This window comes from Pontibacter beigongshangensis, from assembly GCF_014332515.1.
GTDB classification, from domain to species: domain Bacteria; phylum Bacteroidota; class Bacteroidia; order Cytophagales; family Hymenobacteraceae; genus Pontibacter; species Pontibacter beigongshangensis.
On sequence record NZ_VFSD01000015.1, the window covers coordinates 35,913 to 56,356 of the forward strand.

17 protein-coding genes are annotated in these 20,444 nt (G+C 51.2%); 5 read left to right on the forward strand and 12 right to left on the reverse strand.

The features are described 5' to 3' along the window. Positions 1-3: 3 nt before the first annotated feature. Both FJM74_RS13095 and FJM74_RS13100 read right to left on the reverse strand, forming a co-directional pair. A complete protein-coding gene (locus FJM74_RS13095) occupies positions 4-270 on the reverse strand; it encodes a hypothetical protein (RefSeq protein WP_241739133.1) in 267 nt (88 codons plus the stop codon). Between the two features lie 302 nt (positions 271-572). Continuing rightward, on the reverse strand, positions 573-1,517 hold the full coding sequence (locus FJM74_RS13100) for a hydrogen peroxide-inducible genes activator (RefSeq protein ID WP_187263063.1): 945 nt from the start codon (positions 1,515-1,517) through the stop codon (positions 573-575). 288 nt (positions 1,518-1,805) lie between these two features. On the opposite strand from FJM74_RS13100, the gene FJM74_RS13105 reads away from it, so the two are divergent. From FJM74_RS13105 to FJM74_RS13115, 3 genes are all read left to right on the forward strand, one after another. Continuing rightward, positions 1,806-2,279: a Dps family protein gene (locus FJM74_RS13105; RefSeq protein WP_187263064.1), complete on the forward strand. Its 474-nt coding sequence runs from the start codon at positions 1,806-1,808 to the stop codon at positions 2,277-2,279. Positions 2,280-2,378: 99 nt separating this feature from the next. Further along, the gene (locus tag FJM74_RS13110; RefSeq protein ID WP_187263065.1) at positions 2,379-2,936 is read left to right on the forward strand and encodes a peroxiredoxin; all 558 of its coding nucleotides are present in this window, start codon (positions 2,379-2,381) and stop codon (positions 2,934-2,936) included. A 113-nt stretch (positions 2,937-3,049) separates the two neighbouring features. Further along, positions 3,050-3,643, forward strand: coding sequence for a carboxymuconolactone decarboxylase family protein (locus FJM74_RS13115; RefSeq protein WP_187263066.1), 594 nt, complete (start codon positions 3,050-3,052; stop codon positions 3,641-3,643). 510 nt (positions 3,644-4,153) lie between these two features. Here FJM74_RS13115 and FJM74_RS13120 read toward each other — a convergent pair. The 10 genes from FJM74_RS13120 to FJM74_RS13165 form a co-directional block, all read right to left on the reverse strand. After that, positions 4,154-5,404 carry a glutamate-5-semialdehyde dehydrogenase gene (locus FJM74_RS13120; protein WP_187263067.1) on the reverse strand — a complete coding sequence of 417 codons (1,251 nt, stop codon included), beginning with the start codon at positions 5,402-5,404 and terminating at the stop codon, positions 4,154-4,156. 139 nt (positions 5,405-5,543) lie between these two features. Then, a complete protein-coding gene (gene proB / locus FJM74_RS13125) occupies positions 5,544-6,632 on the reverse strand; it encodes a glutamate 5-kinase (protein ID WP_187263068.1) in 1,089 nt (362 codons plus the stop codon). Positions 6,633-7,035: 403 nt separating this feature from the next. Beyond that, positions 7,036-7,782: a DUF72 domain-containing protein gene (locus FJM74_RS13130; RefSeq protein ID WP_187263069.1), complete on the reverse strand. Its 747-nt coding sequence runs from the start codon at positions 7,780-7,782 to the stop codon at positions 7,036-7,038. Positions 7,783-8,165: 383 nt separating this feature from the next. Next, on the reverse strand, positions 8,166-9,764 hold the full coding sequence (gene rny / locus FJM74_RS13135) for a ribonuclease Y (RefSeq protein ID WP_187263070.1): 1,599 nt from the start codon (positions 9,762-9,764) through the stop codon (positions 8,166-8,168). Positions 9,765-9,944: 180 nt separating this feature from the next. Beyond that, positions 9,945-10,229, reverse strand: a complete 285-nt coding sequence (locus FJM74_RS13140; protein WP_187263071.1) for a cell division protein ZapA — start codon at positions 10,227-10,229, stop codon at positions 9,945-9,947. A gap of 103 nt (positions 10,230-10,332) precedes the next feature. Next, a complete protein-coding gene (locus FJM74_RS13145) occupies positions 10,333-10,629 on the reverse strand; it encodes a hypothetical protein (protein WP_187263072.1) in 297 nt (98 codons plus the stop codon). A 94-nt stretch (positions 10,630-10,723) separates the two neighbouring features. Further along, positions 10,724-11,092 (reverse strand): hypothetical protein, encoded by a 369-nt coding sequence (locus tag FJM74_RS13150; RefSeq protein WP_187263073.1) that lies wholly within the window; start codon positions 11,090-11,092, stop codon positions 10,724-10,726. Continuing rightward, a complete protein-coding gene (locus FJM74_RS13155) occupies positions 11,076-11,300 on the reverse strand; it encodes a hypothetical protein (protein WP_187263074.1) in 225 nt (74 codons plus the stop codon). Before FJM74_RS13155 ends, FJM74_RS13150 begins: the two co-directional genes overlap by 17 nt. A gap of 73 nt (positions 11,301-11,373) precedes the next feature. Further along, positions 11,374-13,782 (reverse strand): phenylalanine--tRNA ligase subunit beta, encoded by a 2,409-nt coding sequence (pheT, locus tag FJM74_RS13160; protein WP_187263075.1) that lies wholly within the window; start codon positions 13,780-13,782, stop codon positions 11,374-11,376. A 196-nt stretch (positions 13,783-13,978) separates the two neighbouring features. Continuing rightward, positions 13,979-14,605 carry a DUF1684 domain-containing protein gene (locus FJM74_RS13165; RefSeq protein WP_187263076.1) on the reverse strand — a complete coding sequence of 209 codons (627 nt, stop codon included), beginning with the start codon at positions 14,603-14,605 and terminating at the stop codon, positions 13,979-13,981. Between the two features lie 624 nt (positions 14,606-15,229). On the opposite strand from FJM74_RS13165, the gene FJM74_RS13170 reads away from it, so the two are divergent. Both FJM74_RS13170 and FJM74_RS13175 read left to right on the forward strand, forming a co-directional pair. Then, positions 15,230-17,179 carry a pyruvate kinase gene (locus FJM74_RS13170; protein WP_187263077.1) on the forward strand — a complete coding sequence of 650 codons (1,950 nt, stop codon included), beginning with the start codon at positions 15,230-15,232 and terminating at the stop codon, positions 17,177-17,179. Positions 17,180-17,549: 370 nt separating this feature from the next. Beyond that, complete coding sequence (locus tag FJM74_RS13175) at positions 17,550-20,276, forward strand: TonB-dependent receptor plug domain-containing protein (RefSeq protein WP_187263078.1); 2,727 nt, start codon at positions 17,550-17,552, stop codon at positions 20,274-20,276. Positions 20,277-20,444 lie beyond the last annotated feature (168 nt).

A 20,444-nucleotide genomic window follows, 5' to 3' on the forward strand; every position in this document is an offset into this window, starting at 1 on the left:
TACTTACTCTGCCTTTTTGCTTTGAATAGCTTTATAGCCGACCTGGGTCAGCATTAATCCTTCCGGCGCCGGATTCACAAAACCTGCTTTGGCAAGGTGCTGCTCCGCCTCTTTCTGCACATCTTTATATTTTGGGTAGCGCTCCTGCAGGAAAGGGTACAAGTCCGGGTAGGCCAGCACACCACCCGCTTCTACACTCATTTCATTAAAAGCATCCATGATGCAGTTGGCGGTATTCTCTATATTCTCTGCTTCCGATGTTATTCCCATAGCTTTATGTTTAGGTTAGGTTATAGGTTACAAGATACGGCAGCTCTTGTTGAATGGTTGATGTGAAGATTTGGAGATTTGAAGATGTGGAAATTTAGAGATGAATCACTAGGGTGGATTCTGCAATTTATCAACGCTTATTATTCCTCACACTTCACCACCTGGCATCTGGATGCAGACGAAGAAATCCTGTGTGATGTCCTGTGTTCATCGGGCAGCAGAACCTCTGGAGGGCCAAATCCATTACAATAATTCGCCACTCCTTCACCCATTCACTCAATCACTCATTTAAAATTAAAAAACTACTTCAGCCCCACTACCTGCTGCTTTTTGCGGCTACGGATCGCTTCGGGCACGGCTGCCAGAATCTCGGCTTTCAGCGCTTCTACCAGGCGCTTCTTCAGGAAACTGCGGTGCACCACCAGGCTCACCTCGCGCAGTGGCTGCGGCTCCTGAAACAGGCGCACCAGCTTCCGCTTCTCCTCCGGCATATCCAGCACCGACAGTTCCGGCAGGAGCGTGAGCCCGTGCTGGGTCTCCACAATGCGTTTCAGAGTTTCCAGCGAGCCGCTCTTGTAATCTAGGTGGCCGGCGTTGGAGCCGATGGCTTTGCCGCCCCTGTTGCAGATATTGAGCACCTGGCTCCGAAAACAGTGCCCTTCGTTCAGCACCCAAAGGTCTTCCAGGTTCAGCTCGGCCGGGTTAATCGTCTGCTGCCCGGCAAACGGGTGCCTGCTATTGACATAGGCCACAAAGGCCTCGTAAAACAACGGCAACTCGCGTATGGTTTTGTCTTCGAGGGGTGTCACCAACAGGCCCACATCCAGCTGCTCGTGGTTCAGATTTTCGATGATCTCGTTTGTAAGCAGCTCCTGCACCACCACCTGCACCTGCGGGTATTTCTCCATAAAGTTCGTGATAAACAGCGGGATCAGGTAAGGTGCCAGTGTCGGGATAACGCCTATGCGCAGCACACCGCTCAGCTCCTGTTTCTGGTTCTGCACGATCTCCTGAATTTTTTTTGACTCGGCCACCACCACACGCGCCTGCGCAATAATCTCTTTGCCGATCTCGGTTGGCCGCACCGGCACCCGGCTTCTGTCGAAGAGCAGCACCCCCAGTTCCTCCTCGAGCTTCTGGAGCTGCATGCTCAGTGTGGGCTGCGTTACAAAGCAGTTTTCGGCGGCCGTGGCAAAATGCCGGAACGTATCCACGGCAAGCAGGTATTCAAGTTGTACAATAGTCATGGCAATGTTTGGTTGCTGGCCTTGTGCATAGGCAAAGCCGTTTATTCTGAATTATTTCAATGAAAATGCCCCTCCTGATAGTTTTGCTGCTGACCAATCGTCGGTTTCGCTCTTCAGGACTGGTTATATTTTAACAGCCTGGGCATGCCATTAACAGCCTTGTTCTACTGCAAAGATACATTATAGATTTTAGCTATAACAACATAAAAACAATCGATTTGATTTATGATGTTATTAACCCGACATTTGTATCAACAACAAACCAAAAACCCACTAAAGAATAGAATTATGAGCAAACTAAACCAGATAGGCTTACAAAAAGAAGACAGCAAGCAAGTAGCGGAGCAGCTAAATGTGCTGCTGGCCAATTATCACCTGTACTACCAGAACCTGCGCGGTTTTCACTGGAACATTAAGGGAGTATACTTCTTTCAGCTGCACGACAAGTTTGAGGAGCTGTATAACACGGCCTTAACCAAAATAGATGCCATTGCCGAACGAATTTTAACGATCGGGCAGCAACCGCTGCACACCTTCTCCGACTATATCCGCTTGTCGAAGATACAGGAAGCCAGCAATGTAAGCGATGGCATGGCCGCCGTGACAGCCACCCACGAGAACCTGACGGTGCTGCTCGGCCTGGAGCGCGAAGTGCTGCAACTGGCCGCCGAAACCGGCGACGAAGGTACCGTGAGCCTGATCAGCGAAGACATCAACGAAAACGAGAAAACGCTCTGGATGCTGAAGGCCTTCCTGAGCTAAATTTTGAATAAATGACTGAGTGAATGAGTGAGTTCTTTAACAACCATTCAACAATTTAACAATCAACAAATCAACAACCAACAATATAAAAATCAAACCATGTCTCAAAACAGAATATTATCCGTAGGAGCCACTTTCCCGACTTTTAAAAAACAAGCTGTAATATCCATCGAAAAAGGCAAAGAGTTTGCCGATATCACCAACGAAGACCACATTAAGCGTGAGCAGTGGATGGTGATGTTCTGGTGGCCGAAAGACTTTACCTTTGTGTGCCCTACCGAAATAGCTGAGTTCAACAAAAACTACGACGAGTTCCGCGACAGAGACACCGTATTGGTGGGAGCCTCTACCGACTCTGAGTTTGTGCACGCCGCCTGGCGCCGCGACCACGAAGACCTGCGCGACCTCCGCTTCCCGATGCTGGCCGACACGTCCAAGTCATTGGCCGAAGAGCTCGGCATTTTGGAAGCCGAAGAAAAAGTAGCTTACCGGGTAACTTATATTGTAGACCCGCAGGGAATTATCCGATGGGTTAGTGTTAACGACCTGAACGTAGGCCGTAACGTGGCCGAAGTACTGCGTGTACTCGATGCGCTTCAGACCGACGAGCTTTGCCCTTGCAACTGGCAAAAAGGCGAAGAAACGTTGGTAGGTTAACACCCCACTTTCTATATATACAATCAGTACCTTGAGTAGTGCCCAGGAGCGGTGGCATAGTTGCCGCTGCTCCGGCTACTTAAGTTATCTCTCACCTTAAAATTCGAAAATATATGTCCGTGTTAACTGTAACAGAGGAAACCAAGATAGATTTATTAAAAGACCTGGGCCTTGGCGAAGACTATTCGTCTAAAAGCCTGGAGAAACTGACCAATGCCGAGTCGAGGTACCTGCGCGACCTGCGCGTGAACCTGAAAACGGCTCTGGCTGGCGAAACGCTTTCTAAAAAAGAAGCATACTTACTGGCCCTGGCAGCTGCTGCCAACGAGGAGAACGACACCTTAGTGGCCTCTTTTGAAGCAAAAGCGCTCGAGAACGAAGCTACACTGGCTGAGACAGCCGAAGCCATTGCCTGTGCCTCGTTGCTAGCGACAAACAACATTCTGTACCGTTTCCGCCACTTCGCGCACAAAGATGTATACGAGCAACTGCCGGCCCGCGTGAAGATGAACATTATGGGCAACCCGGTGCTGGGCAAAGAGTTCTTTGAACTGGTGAGCCTGGCCATCTCTGCCATCAACGGCTGTGAGCGCTGTGTTGCCGCCCACGAAGCCTCCGTACTGAAACTCGGTGCCACCGAAGCCCGCATTTTCGATGCCATCCGAATAGCTGCCGTTGTAACAGGCTTAAGCAAAGTAGTAAATTAGAGTAGATATATGATGATTGGGGAAAAGGCCAGCAGCTTCTGCTGGCCTTTTTTGTTGCCCTGACCTCACAGCGTCTTCCAGACCTGTGAGTGTCTACGAAGATTTGTCTGAATCAGAGTTTACAGAATCTTGGAATGAGCAGAATAAGGTTAGTTATGTGAATCTGCAGCATCAGCAGGGAAAATAGCTCCTAAAGAACCAGGCTGCATAAAAGTCAGTTTGCCGGTTCTGTATAAAATTATTCTAATGGAAATACCCTTCCGAAGCCTTCTGCACCTGCTGATGCTGCTGGTCACAAGCCGGCAAGCCTACCTTTATTCACTACTTTCACTAGGTGTAGTTTGTAACTACACCTTTCTATCGCCTTCAGGTAAGCAATTTGCAAATCCATTGGCGCAACGCTAGCTAAAATGGTGATACATCAGGCTTACCTCAGCTCTAAAATATTCGGGTGTAGTTACAAACTACACCCAGTAAATAAAGTCCAGCCGGAACATTAGCAGCAGAAGTTTAGGCGGGCCTGGTTTGCCCCGTTCCGCGCACCACCCATTTGTAGCTTGTCAGCTCCTCCAGCCCCATCGGGCCGCGGGCATGCAACTTTTGTGTGCTGATCCCGATTTCGGCTCCGAGACCAAACTGAGCACCATCGGTAAAGGCGGTAGAGGCATTGGCGTACACAGCAGCCGCATCTACGGTATTCAGGAACTGTTCTATATGTTCGGCACTTTCTGAAATAATGGCTTCGGAGTGGCGAGAGCTGTAGGTAGCAATGTGCTCCAGCGCCTGCTCTAGGTTCTGCACCGTTTTAATGGACATGCGCATGGCCAGGAACTCGGTGCCGAAATGTTCGGCACTGGCAGGCTGGAGCAGTTCCTGCGGGTAATGGCCTAAAAGCGCGGTAAAGGCTGCTTCATCCGCAAATACTTCTACGCCTGCAGCTGCCAGAGGTGATGCCAGCTCGGGCAGGTCCTGCAGGCGGTCCTGGTGCAGGATCAGGCAGTCGAGGGCGTTGCAGACGCTCACGCGGCGGGTCTTGGCGTTGCTCACAATGGCTTTGCCTTTCTCCAGGTCAGCAGTTTCATCAAAATAAGTATGTACAATGCCTGCTCCTGTTTCTATTACCGGCACTTTGGCATTCTGGCGCACATATTCAATCAACTGCTGGCTTCCACGTGGAATCAGCACATCCACATACCCGATTGCATTTAGCAAAGCTTCTGTGGCGGCTCTTTCTGGTGGTAAGAGGGTGGCTACATTCGGGTCCACGCCATGCTGTTGCAGCACCTCCTGAATGATGGAGATGATGGCCTGATTCGAGAAAGACGCATCGCTGCCGCCTTTCAGAATACTGGCATTGCCGGTTTTGAGGCAGAGCGAAAACACATCGAACGTAACATTGGGCCGGGCTTCGTAGATAACTCCTACCACCCCCAGCGGCACCCGAACCTTAGACACCTGCAGCCGGTTTGGCAGCTCCTTCTGCAGCAGCACCTCGCCCAGCGGCGATGTGAGTGTTGCCACATTGCGCATGTCGTTGGCGATGTCCTGTATCCGCTTCTCTGTCAGCTTCAGCCGGTCGTACTTGGGGTCGTCGGGGCTCATGCGGGCCAGGTCTTTTTCATTTTCTGAAAGCAGAAACGGCGTTTTGGCTACAGCCGCCTCAGCCACTGCCTGTAAGATGGCGTTTACCTTTTCGGACTGCAGCGACACAAGTTGTCGGCTGGCTTTCCGGGTCTGCTCAAAAAGGTATGTTATATCCATGTCTAAGACTACTTCAAATTAAAAATTAGAAATTCAAAATTAGAAATGTGGTGAAGCATGCCTGAAGGCGCTTACCAAACCATTTCCAGCATTTTTAAGGAAAGATTTGCTGCTCTTTAGAACAGCTTTCCTTGTATACTTAATTGATGTCGGGGTTTAAATACAAATAATCGTAATGCACCAGCTCTTTCTGGTTCTTCTGCCCCACCAGTTCTATTGCCTTCTCTGAGCTGTATTCGGCTATGCCGAGCCCGATGTGCTTTTCAGATTCGCTGATTATTTTAATAATATCGCCTTTCTGGAAAGTACCCGAAATGGAGGTGATCCCGACCGGCAGCAAACTGGTGGCTTTGGCTGAGGTTAGTGCGGCACAAGCACCTTCGTTTACCTGCACCACACCGTTGGCATAGCTGCCGGAATGGGCCAGCCATTTCTTTTTGCCGGAGGCTGTTTTCTTCGGAATGAAACGGGTGTTCACCACATCCTCCTGCAGCACCCGCTGCAGAATGTTGGTTGTTTTGCCGTTGGCAATGTGCACGGCAATGCCCAGCTGCGCTACTTTGTGTGCCATATGGCATTTGGTAATCATCCCACCCCGCCCAAACTGCGATTTCTGAGTGGTCACGAACTGCGAGAAACCGGTGGTGGAGTGGCCTATTTCCTGTATCACCTCGGAATTGCTGTCTTTGGGGTCGCCGTTAAAAATGCCGTCTACGTTGGAGAGAATGATCAGCGCATCCGCGTTGAGCATCGAGGCGATCAGGCCGGCCAGTTCGTCGTTGTCGGTGAACATCAGCTCCGTTACCGAAATCACGTCGTTCTCGTTCACGACCGGAATAATGTTGTGCTGCAGCTGCATCTGGAAACAGTTTTTCATGTTCAGGTAGTGCAACCGGTCGCGGAAGTCCTCTTTGGTGACGAGCACCTGCGCACAAATCAGGTCGTGCCTGCCGAACAGCTGGGAATAAGTGTTGATGAGCTTTACCTGCCCCACCGCCGCCAACAGCTGCCGGCTGCCTACGGCGTCTGTCTTCTCCGAGATCTTCACCAGGCTCCTGCCAGAGGCAACTGCCCCCGACGAAACCAGGATCACTTCTTTGCCTTGTTTCTTGATTTCCGTTATCTGATCGACCAGGTGCTCCATACGCGCCACATCGGGCATGCCATCTGCCTGCGTGAGCACGTTCGACCCGATTTTAATTACGATCCTGTTGTATGCTAATGCCATTGCTGTGTTATCTGCTTACCTCCTGAGACACTGATCTCCGGAATAAGGTCCAAAAGTATAAAATTAAAACTATCTATGTAAAAAACGACTTAGGTATCGGCCCTTACCCACCATGAGAAAAGCCTCCGGGAGGCCATTTTCATTCGAATAATTGCTGGTTGCTGATTGTTAGTTGCTGATTGTTGTAAGGTTTAATGGTTAAATGGCTACATGGTTGATCTTGAAATTTGAAAATGCCCTTCCAGAGCATACCATTAACTTATAACTCCAAACTTTTAATTCTCAGCTTTAGAAGAATCCTGTATCTTAAAGAAAAAGCCTCTGGAGGGCCATTTTCATTCGAATAATTCAACAAATATCTATGGTACAAGCGAGGACGATTGCGCCATGAGATAGCAGTAATTTACAAATTCAGCGCCAGGTCGCGGAGTTTATCGGCATCGGTCACGGCATTTCCGGTGATGGTATTGTTGAAGAACACCCATACTTCCTTCCCGTCTTCCAGCCAGTCTTTTACCATGTAGGCATAGCGTTCCAACTTCTCGTCGGAATAGGCCGAGGCGTAGAGCTTTTCGTCGCCGTGCAGGCGGAGGTAGGCGGTGTTGGTGGTCGTGACTTCGGTGCCCGGAAACCGCTTGCCGGCACTGGCTATAACCGTGGTCATGTTGTACTCGCGCAGCAGTTCCAGCGACTCCTCGGTAAACCACGACACATGCCGTGCCTCCAGCGCAAAAGTTTGCGTGGGGTAAAGCTCCCGCAGCGTTCGGTAAAAAGTTTCTGCCACCAGCCTGTCGTAGCGGAAGCTCCCTGCTATCTGCACCAGCACCGGCCCCAGCCGCTCCCCCATCGCCAGGTACCGCGACATGAACTTCTGCAGCGGCTCCTCCACATCCTGAAATTTCCGTTTGTGCGTTATCTCCTGGTTCAGCTTCGGTGCAAATTTAAAGCTCTCCGGCGTTTCTGCCAGCCACTTTTCAATGGTTTTGGCCATGGTGAAGTGGTAGAAACTGCTGTTGATCTCTGTGGCATTAAAGCGTGTGGCATAGTGCCGCAAATACTCCGCCGACTTCAGCTCCGGCGGGTACAGCACTTCCTGCCGGCGGTAACTCCAGCTCGAGGTGCCGATGTATAAGTTGGGTATGTCTGTCATAGTTCAGGGTTAAAAGAAGCATATACTTTGTGGCTGCGCACAGGTTGCCCGTCCACTCGCTCGCGCGAGCTTGCGGCTTGTGTGTTCCCGATTTTCTCACTTGCTCATGCAGTACGAGCTGCAAGCTCGCACTATCTCATAACGTCACCAGCTCATAGCTTACCAATTATTCTAATGAAAAAGGCCCTCCATGCTGCTCTGCTCCTTATGATGCTGCCGCACCTCTCTGAAAGCTTTATTATGAAAATTCTTTAATTCTGGCGATTCTGATTCAGACAATCAGACACTCGCAGGAGCTGCGCACGCTGCGAGGTCTGAAGCAAAACAAAAGCGCCTGCTACAAAAGATGCAGCAGGCGCTTTAACCTTAATTAAACCAATTATTTACTTTGCATAACTGATTGCCCGCATCTCTCTGATCACTGTTATCTTGATCTGACCCGGGTACTGCATTTCCTTTTCTATTTTCTGCGAGATGTCATACGAGATCTGTGCGGCTTTCTCATCCGAAACGTTGTCGGAGTCTACCATGACGCGCAGCTCACGACCGGCCTGGATGGCATAGCACTGGTTCACACCGTCAAAAGACACAGCGGCTTCTTCCAGCTCTTTTAGACGCTTGATGTATGATTCCATGATCTCACGGCGGGCACCTGGTCTGGAGCCTGAAATAGCATCGCAGGCCTGTACCAATGGCGATACCATAGCCGTCATTTCTACTTCATCGTGGTGAGCACCAATGGCGTTGCAAACATCAGGATGTTCTTTGTATTTCTTCGCCAGCTCCATACCAATAATTGCGTGTGGCAGTTCTGGCTCGTCTGGCGTTACCTTGCCGATATCGTGTAACAGACCGGCACGTTTGGCGTGCTTTACGTTCAGGCCAAGTTCCGCAGCCATAGTGGCACATAAGTTGGCTACCTCACGAGAGTGCTGCAGCAGGTTCTGACCGTAAGACGAACGGAAACGCATACGACCTACCATCTTGATCAGCTCAGGGTGCAGGCCATGAATACCCAGGTCGATGGCAGTACGCTCACCAATCTCGATAATCTCCTCGTCGATGTTCTTGCGGGTTTTGGTTACCACCTCCTCAATACGGGCCGGGTGAATACGTCCGTCGGCTACCAGGCGGTGCAGCGACAGGCGAGCCACCTCACGGCGAACCGGGTCGAAACCAGAGATAATGATGGCTTCAGGCGTATCGTCTACAATAATCTCTACACCAGTGGCAGCTTCCAGAGCGCGGATGTTACGTCCTTCACGACCAATGATCTTGCCTTTGATATCGTCGCTTTCGATGTTGAACACGGACACGCAGTTTTCGATGGCATGCTCCGCGGCAGTACGCTGTATGGTTTCGATTACGATTTTCTTGGCTTCTTTGGTAGCGGTGAGTTTGGCCTGGGCTACAATGTCTTTTACATAAGAAGAAGCTTTGCTCTGGGCTTCGTTCTTCAGGGCTTCCACCAGTTGCTCGCGTGCTTCGGAGGCTGTAAGTCCTGCAATGCGCTCCAGTTGGCCCACAATCTCTTCGTGTTGCTGCTCTACTTCTTCTTTGCGCTTGCGCAGCTGCTCCAGTTGTGCCTGCAGGGTTTCCTTATCTTTTTCCTGCTGTGCGGCCAGACCTTCCTTCTCTTTGTCGAGTTCGGTTTCGCGGCGTTTAATCTGCTCCAGCTGCTTGGTAACGAGCTGCTCGCGCTGCTTTACCTTATTCTCGTTCTGGATAATGATGTTTTTCTTCTTGTTCGACTCTTCTTCGAACTCAGACTTCAGGCGCAGAAATTTCTCTTTGGCCTCCAGGATGCGGTCTTTCTTTACGCTTTCGGCATTGATCTCAGCCTCACGGATAATGTTCTGGGCTTTCAGGCGGGCGGCTTCTTCCTGGTCTTTATAGACTTTCTGAAGCAGGTTTCTGCCAATGTAGATGCCCACACCGAGCGCTACAATGGCTGTAAGTAAAATGTAAATAATATCGGGCATATCTATAAGCTTTTATGGTGATAAAAACATATAGCAGCACCTGCCACAGGACATCGTAACAGTCCTTTATCTAAGTTTGCCCCTAAAAAATGCTCCGGCTACTTTCTTAAAAAGTATCTCCATCCTATAAATGCAGATGGCTCAAGCACAAAATTAAATGCGTTATAGGTAAGGACTGTATTATTTGGCTGATGATAACAGATCATCGAGAGTATTTAACTTCTGGCCTACCTCAGAGAAATGGTTTTCTTTCTCTTCCTCCAGCTTGAGCTTGTCCACCATGGTTTCGAAAGCGACCATGGCCAGCAAGTCCTGCTTGTCTTGTATGCCAAATTGTTCTTTAAAAAAGCGTAAGCGCTCATTCAAAAGCTTACCAACCACCCGAAGCCTTTCCTCTTCTTCTTCTTTCACCCGCATCGGATACTCGCGTTCAGCGATGCGAATCTTAATAGCTAATTCTGCCATCCGTTGCGTTTTATAGTAATGGTTCTGGTTTATTAAGTTTGCCTGTTGTTCGTATAGTTGCTTGCACTAATTTCTGTTATGTTGCTCCTGCACGTTCATTGGGCTAATCCTGTAAGTAAGCGATACACTTATCTATTTCTCTGATATACTCGTTTAACTTCAGCTTTAACTCTGTCGTGTTTGCAGTGTTACCTGCCATTGTTTCTACAATTTTAACAATATTCTCCTGATTTTTAAAATTTTTTATTTGCTGATCCTTTTCTTCGACCAATGCTTCCAGGAATTTGACCTCTTCCTGCGCCTTGGCCAGGCGCTGCTGCGCATCCGCGTGCCTGGCAATTAGCTTACGTAGCTTGTCCTCGATGGACTGGAGTTGTTGCAGTTGTTTATCCTTTGCCATAGCTGAAAAGGTAACATTATTTCTTATATTTCTTGCAATCGTTTTTGTATGCTGCAGGTATCGCTGCTTTTGCTGGTGCTACCAGAATTGAAAATTAGCTTAAGTCACTATTTTTAATTAACTCTCTTAGTTCTTTGTAGCTAATAGATTCTGTTTCAGATTTATCATAAATTGTGAGCAAGCTAATAATAACAAGTTCGTCTGTGTGCTCTACAATTCCGATGAGCTCACTTTCAACCAGCGTTATCACTCTGGCACCACCGCTTTTACCTTTCCCTTTACTTTTACTTTTAATGGAAAGTCTAATCTTATAGGTATTATTTCCTAAAGGAATCCCCATTTTAGGAGTTGAAGTGAGTTCTTCCTCAAGCTTATTAAGTTCGCTATGGAGAGAGGAATACTTCTTAAGTAGCGGCTTTGCTTCCTTTTTGAAATTTTTTGTAACTCTAATCTCTACTTTCATTCAGAAAGTCAGCTAAAGTTTGCATTTCTTTCCCTGTTTTGCGTACCTGCTTTACCTCTTTGATGGCTTCTGTAACACCAGTAAGTATCCTCACCTTATTCGAAAGCTTTTCGTACCGTTGGTTTATCTCTTCCCATTGCTTCACAGGCACAATTACAGATTTTTTTTGTCCGTTTTGATCGGTTATGTATTGAATTTGTGTAGCCATGTCAAAAGATTTTAGTTAAACTAAGCTTTCCATATTGAGTTAACAAGAAACCATACAGGTTGATTCATACTTCCTACTTCCTGATAAATGCCCCCAGTTGTTTCTCCAGTTGCTGCATCAGGCGGTTCATGGTGCTGTCTATTACCTTGTCGGTGAGGGTTTGCTGCTTGTCGAGGAGGGTGAAGCTGATGGCGTAGGCTTTTTTGCCTGCCTCGATCTTGTCGCCCTCGTACACATCGAACACGTTTACGTCTTGCAGCAGCTTTCGCTCGGTACGCAGCGCAATCTGCTTCACCTGGTCAAAGGTTACCTGCTTGTCGAGCACCAGCGACAGGTCGCGGCGTACTTCCGGGAATTTCGGCAACTCCTCGGCCACCAGGTTGCTGCGGTACTTCTTCAGGAGGTACTCCCAGTTCAGCTCCGCGTACCATACCGGCTCCTTTACCTCCACCTGCCTGGTTACACTGGTTTCCAGCAGTCCGATCTGCGCTATCACGGTATCGTTTTTGGTGTAGGCGACGCCTTGGCGCATGAGCTTGTTCTCCGGCAGCGGCTGCACCGTAAAGTTGCCAGCGTTAAGCTTGGTGAGCACATTCTGCACCAGCCCTGCCAGGTCGTGGAAAGCCACTTTGGCAGTTGGCTGCTTCCAGCTTTCGGCGCTGCTGTTGCCGGTCATGAACAGGGCCAGTTTGGTGCTTTCTTTGTGCCTGCCCTCTGCCTGCTCGTATGTTTTGCCAAGTTCGAACATTTTCAGGTCTTTCTGACGGCGGTTGATGTTGCGGCGCAGCACCTCCAGACCGGAGTACACCAGCGTAAGGCGCAGGGCGTCCAGGTCCTCGCTGTTATAGTTCAGCACCCGCACCAGGCTCTCCTGCTCCGCCTCATTGTAGTAGCGAGAGTTGGTAATGGAGTTAGTGATGATCTCCCGGAAACCATTATCAGCAATATAATTCAGAATGGTTTGCGTAATTTCTTCCGGGTTCGGTTTCGGGAAACTGGCCAGAAACGAGGCCGACATGTGCTCGCTCACCTCGATGTTGTTGAAGCCATAGATACGTAGCACTTCCTCCACCACATCGGCCTCCCGCTTCACGTCCACCTTAAATGGCGGCACCGACAGCTCCAGGTGCGCTTCAGTTTCGGCGGTTACCTCTATCCCTAAATCTGTGATAATCTCCTTGATTCGCGCTGCACCTATTTCCTTGCCGATCAGGCGGTGCGTGCGGTCAATGCTCAGGCTGAGGCTGGTGTGCTCGATCGGGTTCGGGTACACGTCTACGATCTCGGATGATACTTCTCCGCCTGCCACTTCCTGCACCAGCAGGGCCGCGCGCTTCAGAGCATAAAGCACCATGTTCGGATCGGTGCCACGCTCGAAACGGAACGAAGAGTCGGTTTTCAGGCCGTGCGCTTGGCCAGTGCGGCGCACGGTGTCTGGCGAAAAGTAGGCGCTTTCGATGAAAATAGAAGTTGTTTCTTCTGATACGCCCGATGCTTTTCCACCGAACACACCACCAATGGCCATCGGCTCCGCTGCGTTGCAGATCATCAGGTCGGTGGCTCTGAGTTTCCGTTCCACGCCGTCCAGCGTCACAAAGGTGCTGCCTTCTGCCAGGTTCTTCACCACGATCTTATCGCCCGAAATTTTAGCGGCATCGAAGGCGTGCAGTGGCTGACCCAGCTCGTGCAGCACGTAGTTGGTTACATCCACCACGTTGTTGATCGGCGACAAGCCAATGGACCGCAACCGCTTCTGCAGCCACTCCGGCGAGGGGCCTACTTTCAGTCCGCTCACCGTTACGCCGGCGTAGCGTGGGCAGGCTTCGATGTTCTCCACCTCCACGGCAATCGGGCGGCTGGTATTGGCAACGGCAAACGCGCTTACATCGGGCAGTTGCACGGGCACTTTTAGCACCGCCTGCAGGTCGCGGGCCACGCCGTAATGCGAGGCGGCATCGGCACGGTTTGGTGTTAAGCCAATCTCATATACCTGGTCGGAGCTAAGCCCGAAGTACTCGGCGGCCGGTGTGCCGTTTGGCAAGTCGGTATCGAGCACTATGATGCCGGCATGTGAAGTGCCCAGACCGATTTCGTCTTCGGCACAGATCATGCCTTCGGAGGCCGCTCCCCGGATTTTGGATTTCTTTATTTTGAATGGCTCGCCACCAGCCGGGTAAAGTGTACTGTTTACGGTAGCCACCACTACTTTCTGGCCAGCGGCCACGTTGGGCGCACCGCATACAATATTGGCAGGAGCTTCTGCGCCAATATCTACCGTAGTTATGCTCAGGCGGTCGGCATCGGGGTGTCGCTCGCAGGTGAGCACCTCTCCTATCACGATTCCTGCCAGGCCACCTTGCACTGCCTCGAACGTATGGATGCTTTCTACCTCCAGGCCTGCGCCTGTGAGCAGCTCGCCTACTTCCTCAGCAGGTTTAGTTATATGTATAAGTTGTTTAAGCCAGTCTAATGAAATCAGCATGTTGTTCTGTATGGTTGTTAAAAGTGCAGCCCCGCCTCAGAAGCCACCAGTTTTCAAAATTAACACTTTTTTAGAAGGTAGATATTAGATGTTTGATTTTAGATTTTTCTGGACACAAAGTTTTGATAAGCAGAAGAACCAAAGTGACTCCCTAGGTTATATTTCTTTTGTCTAACAGCTACTACCTAGCCTCTAGCTACTCTTTGTGCTCGTACGTTTTCTCGCCGGCCGGAATGGCTACGGGCAGGTGGTTGTCGCGCGGAGGCACGGGGCACACGTACTCGGGGTTGTAGGCGCAGAAAGGGCTGTAGGCACGGTTAAAGTCGAGCAGCACGGTTTTGGGGTCTTCTTTGAAGGGGATATCCAGGTAGCGGCCGCCGCCGTAGGTATCGAAACCATTGGTTTTGTCGGTGAAGGGCACAAAGAAGGTTTCTTCCTCTTCGCCTTTGGCTATTTTCTTATAAAGCGTGAGTTGCTGCGGTTGCCCCTCTAGCTTAAACGTAGCGATGGCGTAGCGCAGGTAGGCTTCGGTGTTGCCGTCGGTCAGAGGCATGTGCAGCGTATCCTGCTTTTCGAGGCGCTTCACATCGGCCTTAATGCGGTAAGCAGTGTTCGGCTCGTAGTACACCAGGTTCCGGAACTTCTGCCGGTCTTCGCTTTCGAAAGGCGTATTGTCGCGACTCCTGAAGGTCAGGTCCTTGTCTTCGCGCTCTTTCAGCAGCGGCTTGATATAATTGTCGTCGTTGAAGAACGATTCTCTTACAAAGTAAAACAGCACCAGTAAGATGCCTGCCAGTATTACCAGCCTGAATGGTCGTTTCATGCGTAAAAATGGTTATCCTGCAAAGTTCGGAAATTTTTGGAGAGTTAAAGTGCTTTCGCGCAAGGTTGTTTCGGTGCGTGTCTGGAAAGCTGCTTGTAGATGGTCTGGTTCCTGCCTGGCGGCGTCCGGTGCAGCTTCTGAATTATTAGAATGAAAACAGCCTTCCGAAGACTTTTTTAGATACTAGATACCAGATTACAGATTTTAGACTTGATGAAGTTAAGCGTTATGAGTTAAGTTGTGTTTTCCGGTTCATCTTCAAATCTCCAAATCAACCATTAAACAATTTAACAATCAGCAACTAACAATCAACAACCAATTATTCTAATGAAAATGCCCTTCCGGAGGCGCTTTTTCTCTTATTGCCTGCTTTAACCGCTTTGGCATTCCGCCTTTCCAGAATGGTAACACGGCACATATAGTAGTAGCCGTGGCTGGCAAGCCGGAGCCGCTTTACGCCTTATTCGCACTTTTACTTTATACTGCCCTCAATCTTTGCTAAATCCATTTATTATGCTTATTTTCTGGTTTACCTGGCGCGCCACCCCTGTTCGGAAGAGCCGGCTCACAATTTTAAGCCACGGCTGCGCCTGCTTCATACACGATCTAATTTAACTCCTTATAATGCAAAAAGACCGCTCTAACAACCAGCCAGCACCAAATCTGGACAATACCCTTCAGGCCAAGCAGGCGCCACAGGCGTTACCGGGATCTGACGAAGTATCCACTACCTCCATTATGGAACCAGACAAGGAAAAGCTGGCAAAAATGTTGCAGCAGATCGATACACTGCACCACGACGCCATACAGCTGGAGCATAAATTCTCCTCCATTGTAGAGCAGACCCACGAGTCGTTCCGGCAGAGTGCGCGCAACCTGCTGCACTACCTCTCGCTGCGCCAGCACGATATCCGGGAACTGCAGGAGAGCCTGGCCGAGATGGGACTTTCGTCGCTGGGGCGTGCGGAGGGGCATGTGCTGGCCAACCTGCAGGCGGTGCGCAACCGGCTGTGTCACATGCAGCAGGCTACTGCGCAGGAGCCATGGGACATACCTGTTACGTTTCAGGAAAGCAAAAACCTGTTGGCACAGCACACGCATAATATGCTTGGCCCAAAGCCGGCCCACCGGCACACGCGCATCATGGTTACCTTCGCCAACGAGTTTATAACCAACCACAAGCTTATAGACCGCCTGCTGATGGCTGGCATGAACTGTGCCCGCATTAACTGCGCCCACGACGACGAGACCACTTGGGCCGCCATGATAGCGAGTATCCGAAAGGCAGAAAAAGAGCTGGGCATACCCTGCAAAATCCTGATGGACCTGGCTGGCCCCAAGATCCGTACCGGTCCGCTGCAACCCGGCCCACGCCTGCGCGTAATCCAGCCGGTGCAGGACCTGCAAGGAAAGATAAGCTCTCCGGCCACCATTTGGCTGGCTCCGGCCGGCACGCCGCCGCCCTCTCGCTCAGACGCAACCCTGCCTGTCGCTGCCGCCTGGCTGGCCCAGCTCCAGGTGGGCGACGAACTGCGTTTCCAGGACACCCGGGGCAGAAAGCGGCGGCTGAGCATTGTCCGGAAAGAGCACAACGGGGTGCTGGCGCACCTCTACAAGACCTCCTACGTAGATACCGGCACGCAACTCAGCCTGGATAACAGCACAGCTACCGAAAAGACCGCTGAGGTGGGCGACCTGCCCGCTATGGAGCTGCCCATTATGCTAAAGAAAGGTGATTTTCTGGAGCTTACCCGCGACCCCATACCCGGCAACCCCGCGCAGTACGATGCCTCCGGACATGTCATAAAACCAGCCCATGTGTCCTGCACCTTCCCAGAGGTATTTGCGCAGGCCAAAGCAGGCGACCCTATTTTGTTTGATGATGGCAAGATTGAGGGTGTTGTAAAGAAAGTGACCAAAAGCTCGCTGCTGATCAAGATCACCTATGCCAATCCAAAAGGAAGCAAACTGGTAGCCGACAAAGGCATTAACCTGCCCGAAAGCAAGCTCCACCTCAACGAACTCACGGAGAAAGACAAACAGGACCTGGCTTTTATTGCCCGCCATGCCGACATCGTCAACTTATCGTTCGTCAATGACACATCTACGGTGGAGGCCGTGCAGGCAGAACTGAGCCGGCTGAATGCCACGGATGTAGCCGTGATGCTGAAGATCGAGACAAAGGAAGGGTTCACCAACCTGCCGCGCCTGCTGCTGTCGGCCATGAAGAGCTACCCGACCGGCATCATGATAGCCCGTGGCGACCTGGCCGTGGAGTGCGGCTGGCAACGGCTGGCCGAGGTGCAGGAAGAGATCCTGTGGCTCTGCGAGGCGGCGCACATGCCGGTGGTGTGGGCTACACAGGTGCTGGAGAACCTGGCCAAAAAAGGCCGCCCGTCGCGCGCCGAGATCACAGACGCGGCCATGTCGCAGCGCGCCGACTGCGTAATGCTCAACAAAGGACCCTACGTGATCCAAGCCATCGAGATGCTGGACGATATTCTGAAACGGATGCAGGAACACCAGAACAAAAAAACATCGATGCTCCGCAGCCTGCATGTGTCGGAGATGTAAGAGCCGGTTTTCTGAATTATTCTAATAAAAAATGCCCTCCGGAGCCTCTGCTGCGCCGGCGGCGGCGGCTCTTATTAGATGATTAATGGTATATTTCAGCTGCCGGACTTTGCTCTGCTCTTAAAATAAATGAGGTCCTCTTCCAACGGATTAATTAGGACATGTTGCACTTCCGGACTAAAAAGTCTGGAAGTGCTCCTAAGCAGACTGGCCCCTCCAAGGGTTTAACTACTGCTGATGCCGCCCCAATGCACCTTTCTTTTCTGATAATTTTTCTAAAATTCAGCAAATCGGTTTACTTTACAGCTGAAAGGCCAGCTCCCAACTTACTTGCCAGCAGGGGGCCCGTTTCAAATGCCTTTGATCCTCCATGAAGAAACTGAAAACCCTTGTACTGCTGCTAACTGTTGCGGTTCTTGCATTCGCTTTTAAACCCGTACCTGTCAGGGATAACCTCTTCACGACTATCGCTTTTAAACTCTATGAGTTCTATGCCAGATATCCGCAGGAGAAGGTGTACCTGCATCACGATAAGCACCTGTACAGCCTTGGCGAGACCATCTGGTTTAAAGCCTACCTTACCGTTGGCCCCGGGGCGGCAGTAGACACCCTGAGTAAAATACTGTATGTAGACCTGGTAAGCCCTGCCAGCCAGGTGGTGCTGACACGGCAGCTGAAAGCAACCCAGGGCACAGCCCACGGCGACATTCAATTACCCGACACGCTGACAGAAGGCACTTACCAGCTGCGTGCCTACACCAGCTGGATGCGCAATTTCAGTCCCGACTACTTTTTTTCAAGGGAAATAAAAATCGTGAGCCCCAGCCTGAGCGAAGTAAAAGCAGGCATCTCTTTCCGAACCACCTCCCACAGCACCGGCGACTCCATAACGTCAACGCTGCAGTTTTACAGGCTCCCTCTTGAGCCGCTCCGGCACCTGCAGCTCAACACCCACCTGATCGTGAATGGAAAAAAGCAGAAGCGCGTGGTGCTGATGACCTCCGACAAAGGCGTGGCGGAATATTCGGTGAGCCTGCCAAGGCCGAAAGACAATAGCGAAACGCAGGCATTCCTGCTGGTGGAAACGGCTGATGCCAGTGAAAACAGGTTCCGGAAAACCTATCGGCTGCCGGTGGGTCAGCAGAATATCGACCTGCAGTTTTTCCCAGAGTCGGGTCAATTGGTCAACGGCATTACTTCGCAGCTGGCGTTTAAGGCGATCGATATTTCGGGCAAGGGCACAGCGGTAGAAGGTGGCATTTACGACCAGCTGGGCAACAAAGTCACGGATTTTAAAAGCGAGCACCTGGGCATGGGGCAGCTCCTCCTGACGCCGCAGCAGGGCAACAGCTACGAAGCGCGCATCCGGCACAAAAACGGCGCCACTTCCGTTTACCAGATTCCTGAAGCAGCATCCGAAGGTGTGGTCATGCGCATCAACAGGATACCAAACGACCAGCTGGCCCTGCAACTGACCAGCACCCTCGGTGGCCAGCGCGACAGCACCTTTCTGGTGGCGCATGCCGAAGGCAAAATCTTCTATGCCGCCAAGCCAGATCCTGCCAGAAAAGAGATCACGGCTATTATTCCCACCAGCAGATTTCCGGCCGGCCTGGTGTACTTCACGCTGTTCGACCGCACGGGCCGTCCCCTCTGCGAACGCCTGGTATTTCCTAACCAGCCGGAGCAGCTGCAGGTAACCGTTTCCACAGACAAGCAGGTGTACGGGCAGCGCGAAAAGGTAACCATGCAGGTGCTGGTGCAGGACGCGGAGGGCGTTCCCGTGGCTGGCAACTTTTCAGTAGCCGTGCGCGATGCCACCACGGCCGCCAATGCAGGAGCTTACCACGACAACATGTACACCTACGCGCACCTCAGCAGCGAACTGAAAGGCCACCTAGAGCAGCCCGCCTACTACTTCAACAAATCGAACCCAGCTGCGCTTCACCACCTGGACCTCCTGCTCATGACCCAGGGCTGGCGCCGCTTCTCCTGGGCCGACATCCTGCAAGATAAAGAGCCGCAGGTGGAGTACCCGCTGGAACAGCAAATCACTATTACCGGGGTAGTGGAGAAGGAGTTTGGCCGGAAAAAAGAGGCTGGCACCAGCAACCTCACCATAATTCTGAAAGGAGGCGAGACCTCCAAAGGCGCGTTTCCTAACATTTCGATGGCAGAAACCAGGGAAGATGGCCGCTTCTACATCACTGGCTTCGACCACCAGGATACGCTGCAGGTGTTCATACAGGCCCGCACGCCAAAAGGAGGAAAACACCTGCTGATAAAGCGGGATGTGTACGGGGCCGCTCCCGGTGCATTTTTTCCGGCAGAAGAGGTCACGGTGCTGGACCACGATTACCTGAGCAGCATCAGCAACTGGGCCAAAAGCGAGCAGTCTTTCAGGCTGGCGAATGGTGGCATTAACCTGCAGCAGGTGGAGGTAACAGCTCAGAAAGAAAAACCTGATAGCCGCAGGCGACATTCCAAAGAGTTTACAGATGCCACCATAAATGTGGCCGAGGATGGCATTATGCGCGGCAACGTGCTGGAGTACCTGCTGGGGCGGGTGGCAGGCGTGCAGGTTACCGGCTCGGGCATGAACATGAGCGTGTCGATTAGAGGTGGCGGCACACCTGCATTTGTCCTGGATGGCATACCTGTTGACCTGGAGTACATTCAGAGCCTCTCGCCCGCCGATGTGGAAACCATTGAGGTGCTGAAAGGAGCAAACGGAGCCGTGTATGCCAATAGCGGCAACGGCGTAATCGCCATCTTTACCAAGCGGGGCAACCCCAACTACAACTTTGCCAACGACCATACGCCCGGTGCCATCAACTTTAAACTACCAGGCTATTACAAGGCCCAGGAGTTCTACGTACCCCGCTACGACGTGCCTGACGACCGCCACAACCTGCCCGACTTCCGCAACACCCTGCACTGGCAGCACACCCTCCTGACCGACGAATCAGGCAGGGCCGAACTCAGCTTTTTTACTTCCGACGATGTTACCAGCTTTATCACTACCTGCGAAGGCTCCTCCGGGCAAGGTGCCGTGGGTGTGGGAGAGCATAGGTTTGAGGTGCAGCAGGGAAGATAATTTTGAGTTTAGGATGAGTGATTGAGAAAGTGGTTTTTGAAGAGGAGAAGGGTTTTCAACTCAAATTATTTGAATGATTTTGCCCCTCCGGAGGTTCTGCTGCTCCTGCTGCTTTTTAAGGACACAAGATGCAGGACACAAGACACAGGACTTTTTCTTCCTCTCTGG

What these genes read in the sequence shown, in the direction of transcription:
- FJM74_RS13095 (WP_241739133.1), bottom strand. Translation starts at nt 270, where the DNA reads ATGGGAATAACATCGGAAGCAGAGAATATAGAGAATACCGCCAACTGC.
- FJM74_RS13100 (WP_187263063.1), bottom strand. Translation starts at nt 1,517, where the DNA reads ATGACTATTGTACAACTTGAATACCTGCTTGCCGTGGATACGTTCCGG.
- FJM74_RS13105 (WP_187263064.1), top strand. Translation starts at nt 1,806, where the DNA reads ATGAGCAAACTAAACCAGATAGGCTTACAAAAAGAAGACAGCAAGCAA.
- FJM74_RS13110 (WP_187263065.1), top strand. Translation starts at nt 2,379, where the DNA reads ATGTCTCAAAACAGAATATTATCCGTAGGAGCCACTTTCCCGACTTTT.
- FJM74_RS13115 (WP_187263066.1), top strand. Translation starts at nt 3,050, where the DNA reads ATGTCCGTGTTAACTGTAACAGAGGAAACCAAGATAGATTTATTAAAA.
- FJM74_RS13120 (WP_187263067.1), bottom strand. Translation starts at nt 5,404, where the DNA reads ATGGATATAACATACCTTTTTGAGCAGACCCGGAAAGCCAGCCGACAA.
- proB (WP_187263068.1), bottom strand. Translation starts at nt 6,632, where the DNA reads ATGGCATTAGCATACAACAGGATCGTAATTAAAATCGGGTCGAACGTG.
- FJM74_RS13130 (WP_187263069.1), bottom strand. Translation starts at nt 7,782, where the DNA reads ATGACAGACATACCCAACTTATACATCGGCACCTCGAGCTGGAGTTAC.
- rny (WP_187263070.1), bottom strand. Translation starts at nt 9,764, where the DNA reads ATGCCCGATATTATTTACATTTTACTTACAGCCATTGTAGCGCTCGGT.
- FJM74_RS13140 (WP_187263071.1), bottom strand. Translation starts at nt 10,229, where the DNA reads ATGGCAGAATTAGCTATTAAGATTCGCATCGCTGAACGCGAGTATCCG.
- FJM74_RS13145 (WP_187263072.1), bottom strand. Translation starts at nt 10,629, where the DNA reads ATGGCAAAGGATAAACAACTGCAACAACTCCAGTCCATCGAGGACAAG.
- FJM74_RS13150 (WP_187263073.1), bottom strand. Translation starts at nt 11,092, where the DNA reads ATGAAAGTAGAGATTAGAGTTACAAAAAATTTCAAAAAGGAAGCAAAG.
- FJM74_RS13155 (WP_187263074.1), bottom strand. Translation starts at nt 11,300, where the DNA reads ATGGCTACACAAATTCAATACATAACCGATCAAAACGGACAAAAAAAA.
- pheT (WP_187263075.1), bottom strand. Translation starts at nt 13,782, where the DNA reads ATGCTGATTTCATTAGACTGGCTTAAACAACTTATACATATAACTAAA.
- FJM74_RS13165 (WP_187263076.1), bottom strand. Translation starts at nt 14,605, where the DNA reads ATGAAACGACCATTCAGGCTGGTAATACTGGCAGGCATCTTACTGGTG.
- FJM74_RS13170 (WP_187263077.1), top strand. Translation starts at nt 15,230, where the DNA reads ATGCAAAAAGACCGCTCTAACAACCAGCCAGCACCAAATCTGGACAAT.
- FJM74_RS13175 (WP_187263078.1), top strand. Translation starts at nt 17,550, where the DNA reads ATGAAGAAACTGAAAACCCTTGTACTGCTGCTAACTGTTGCGGTTCTT.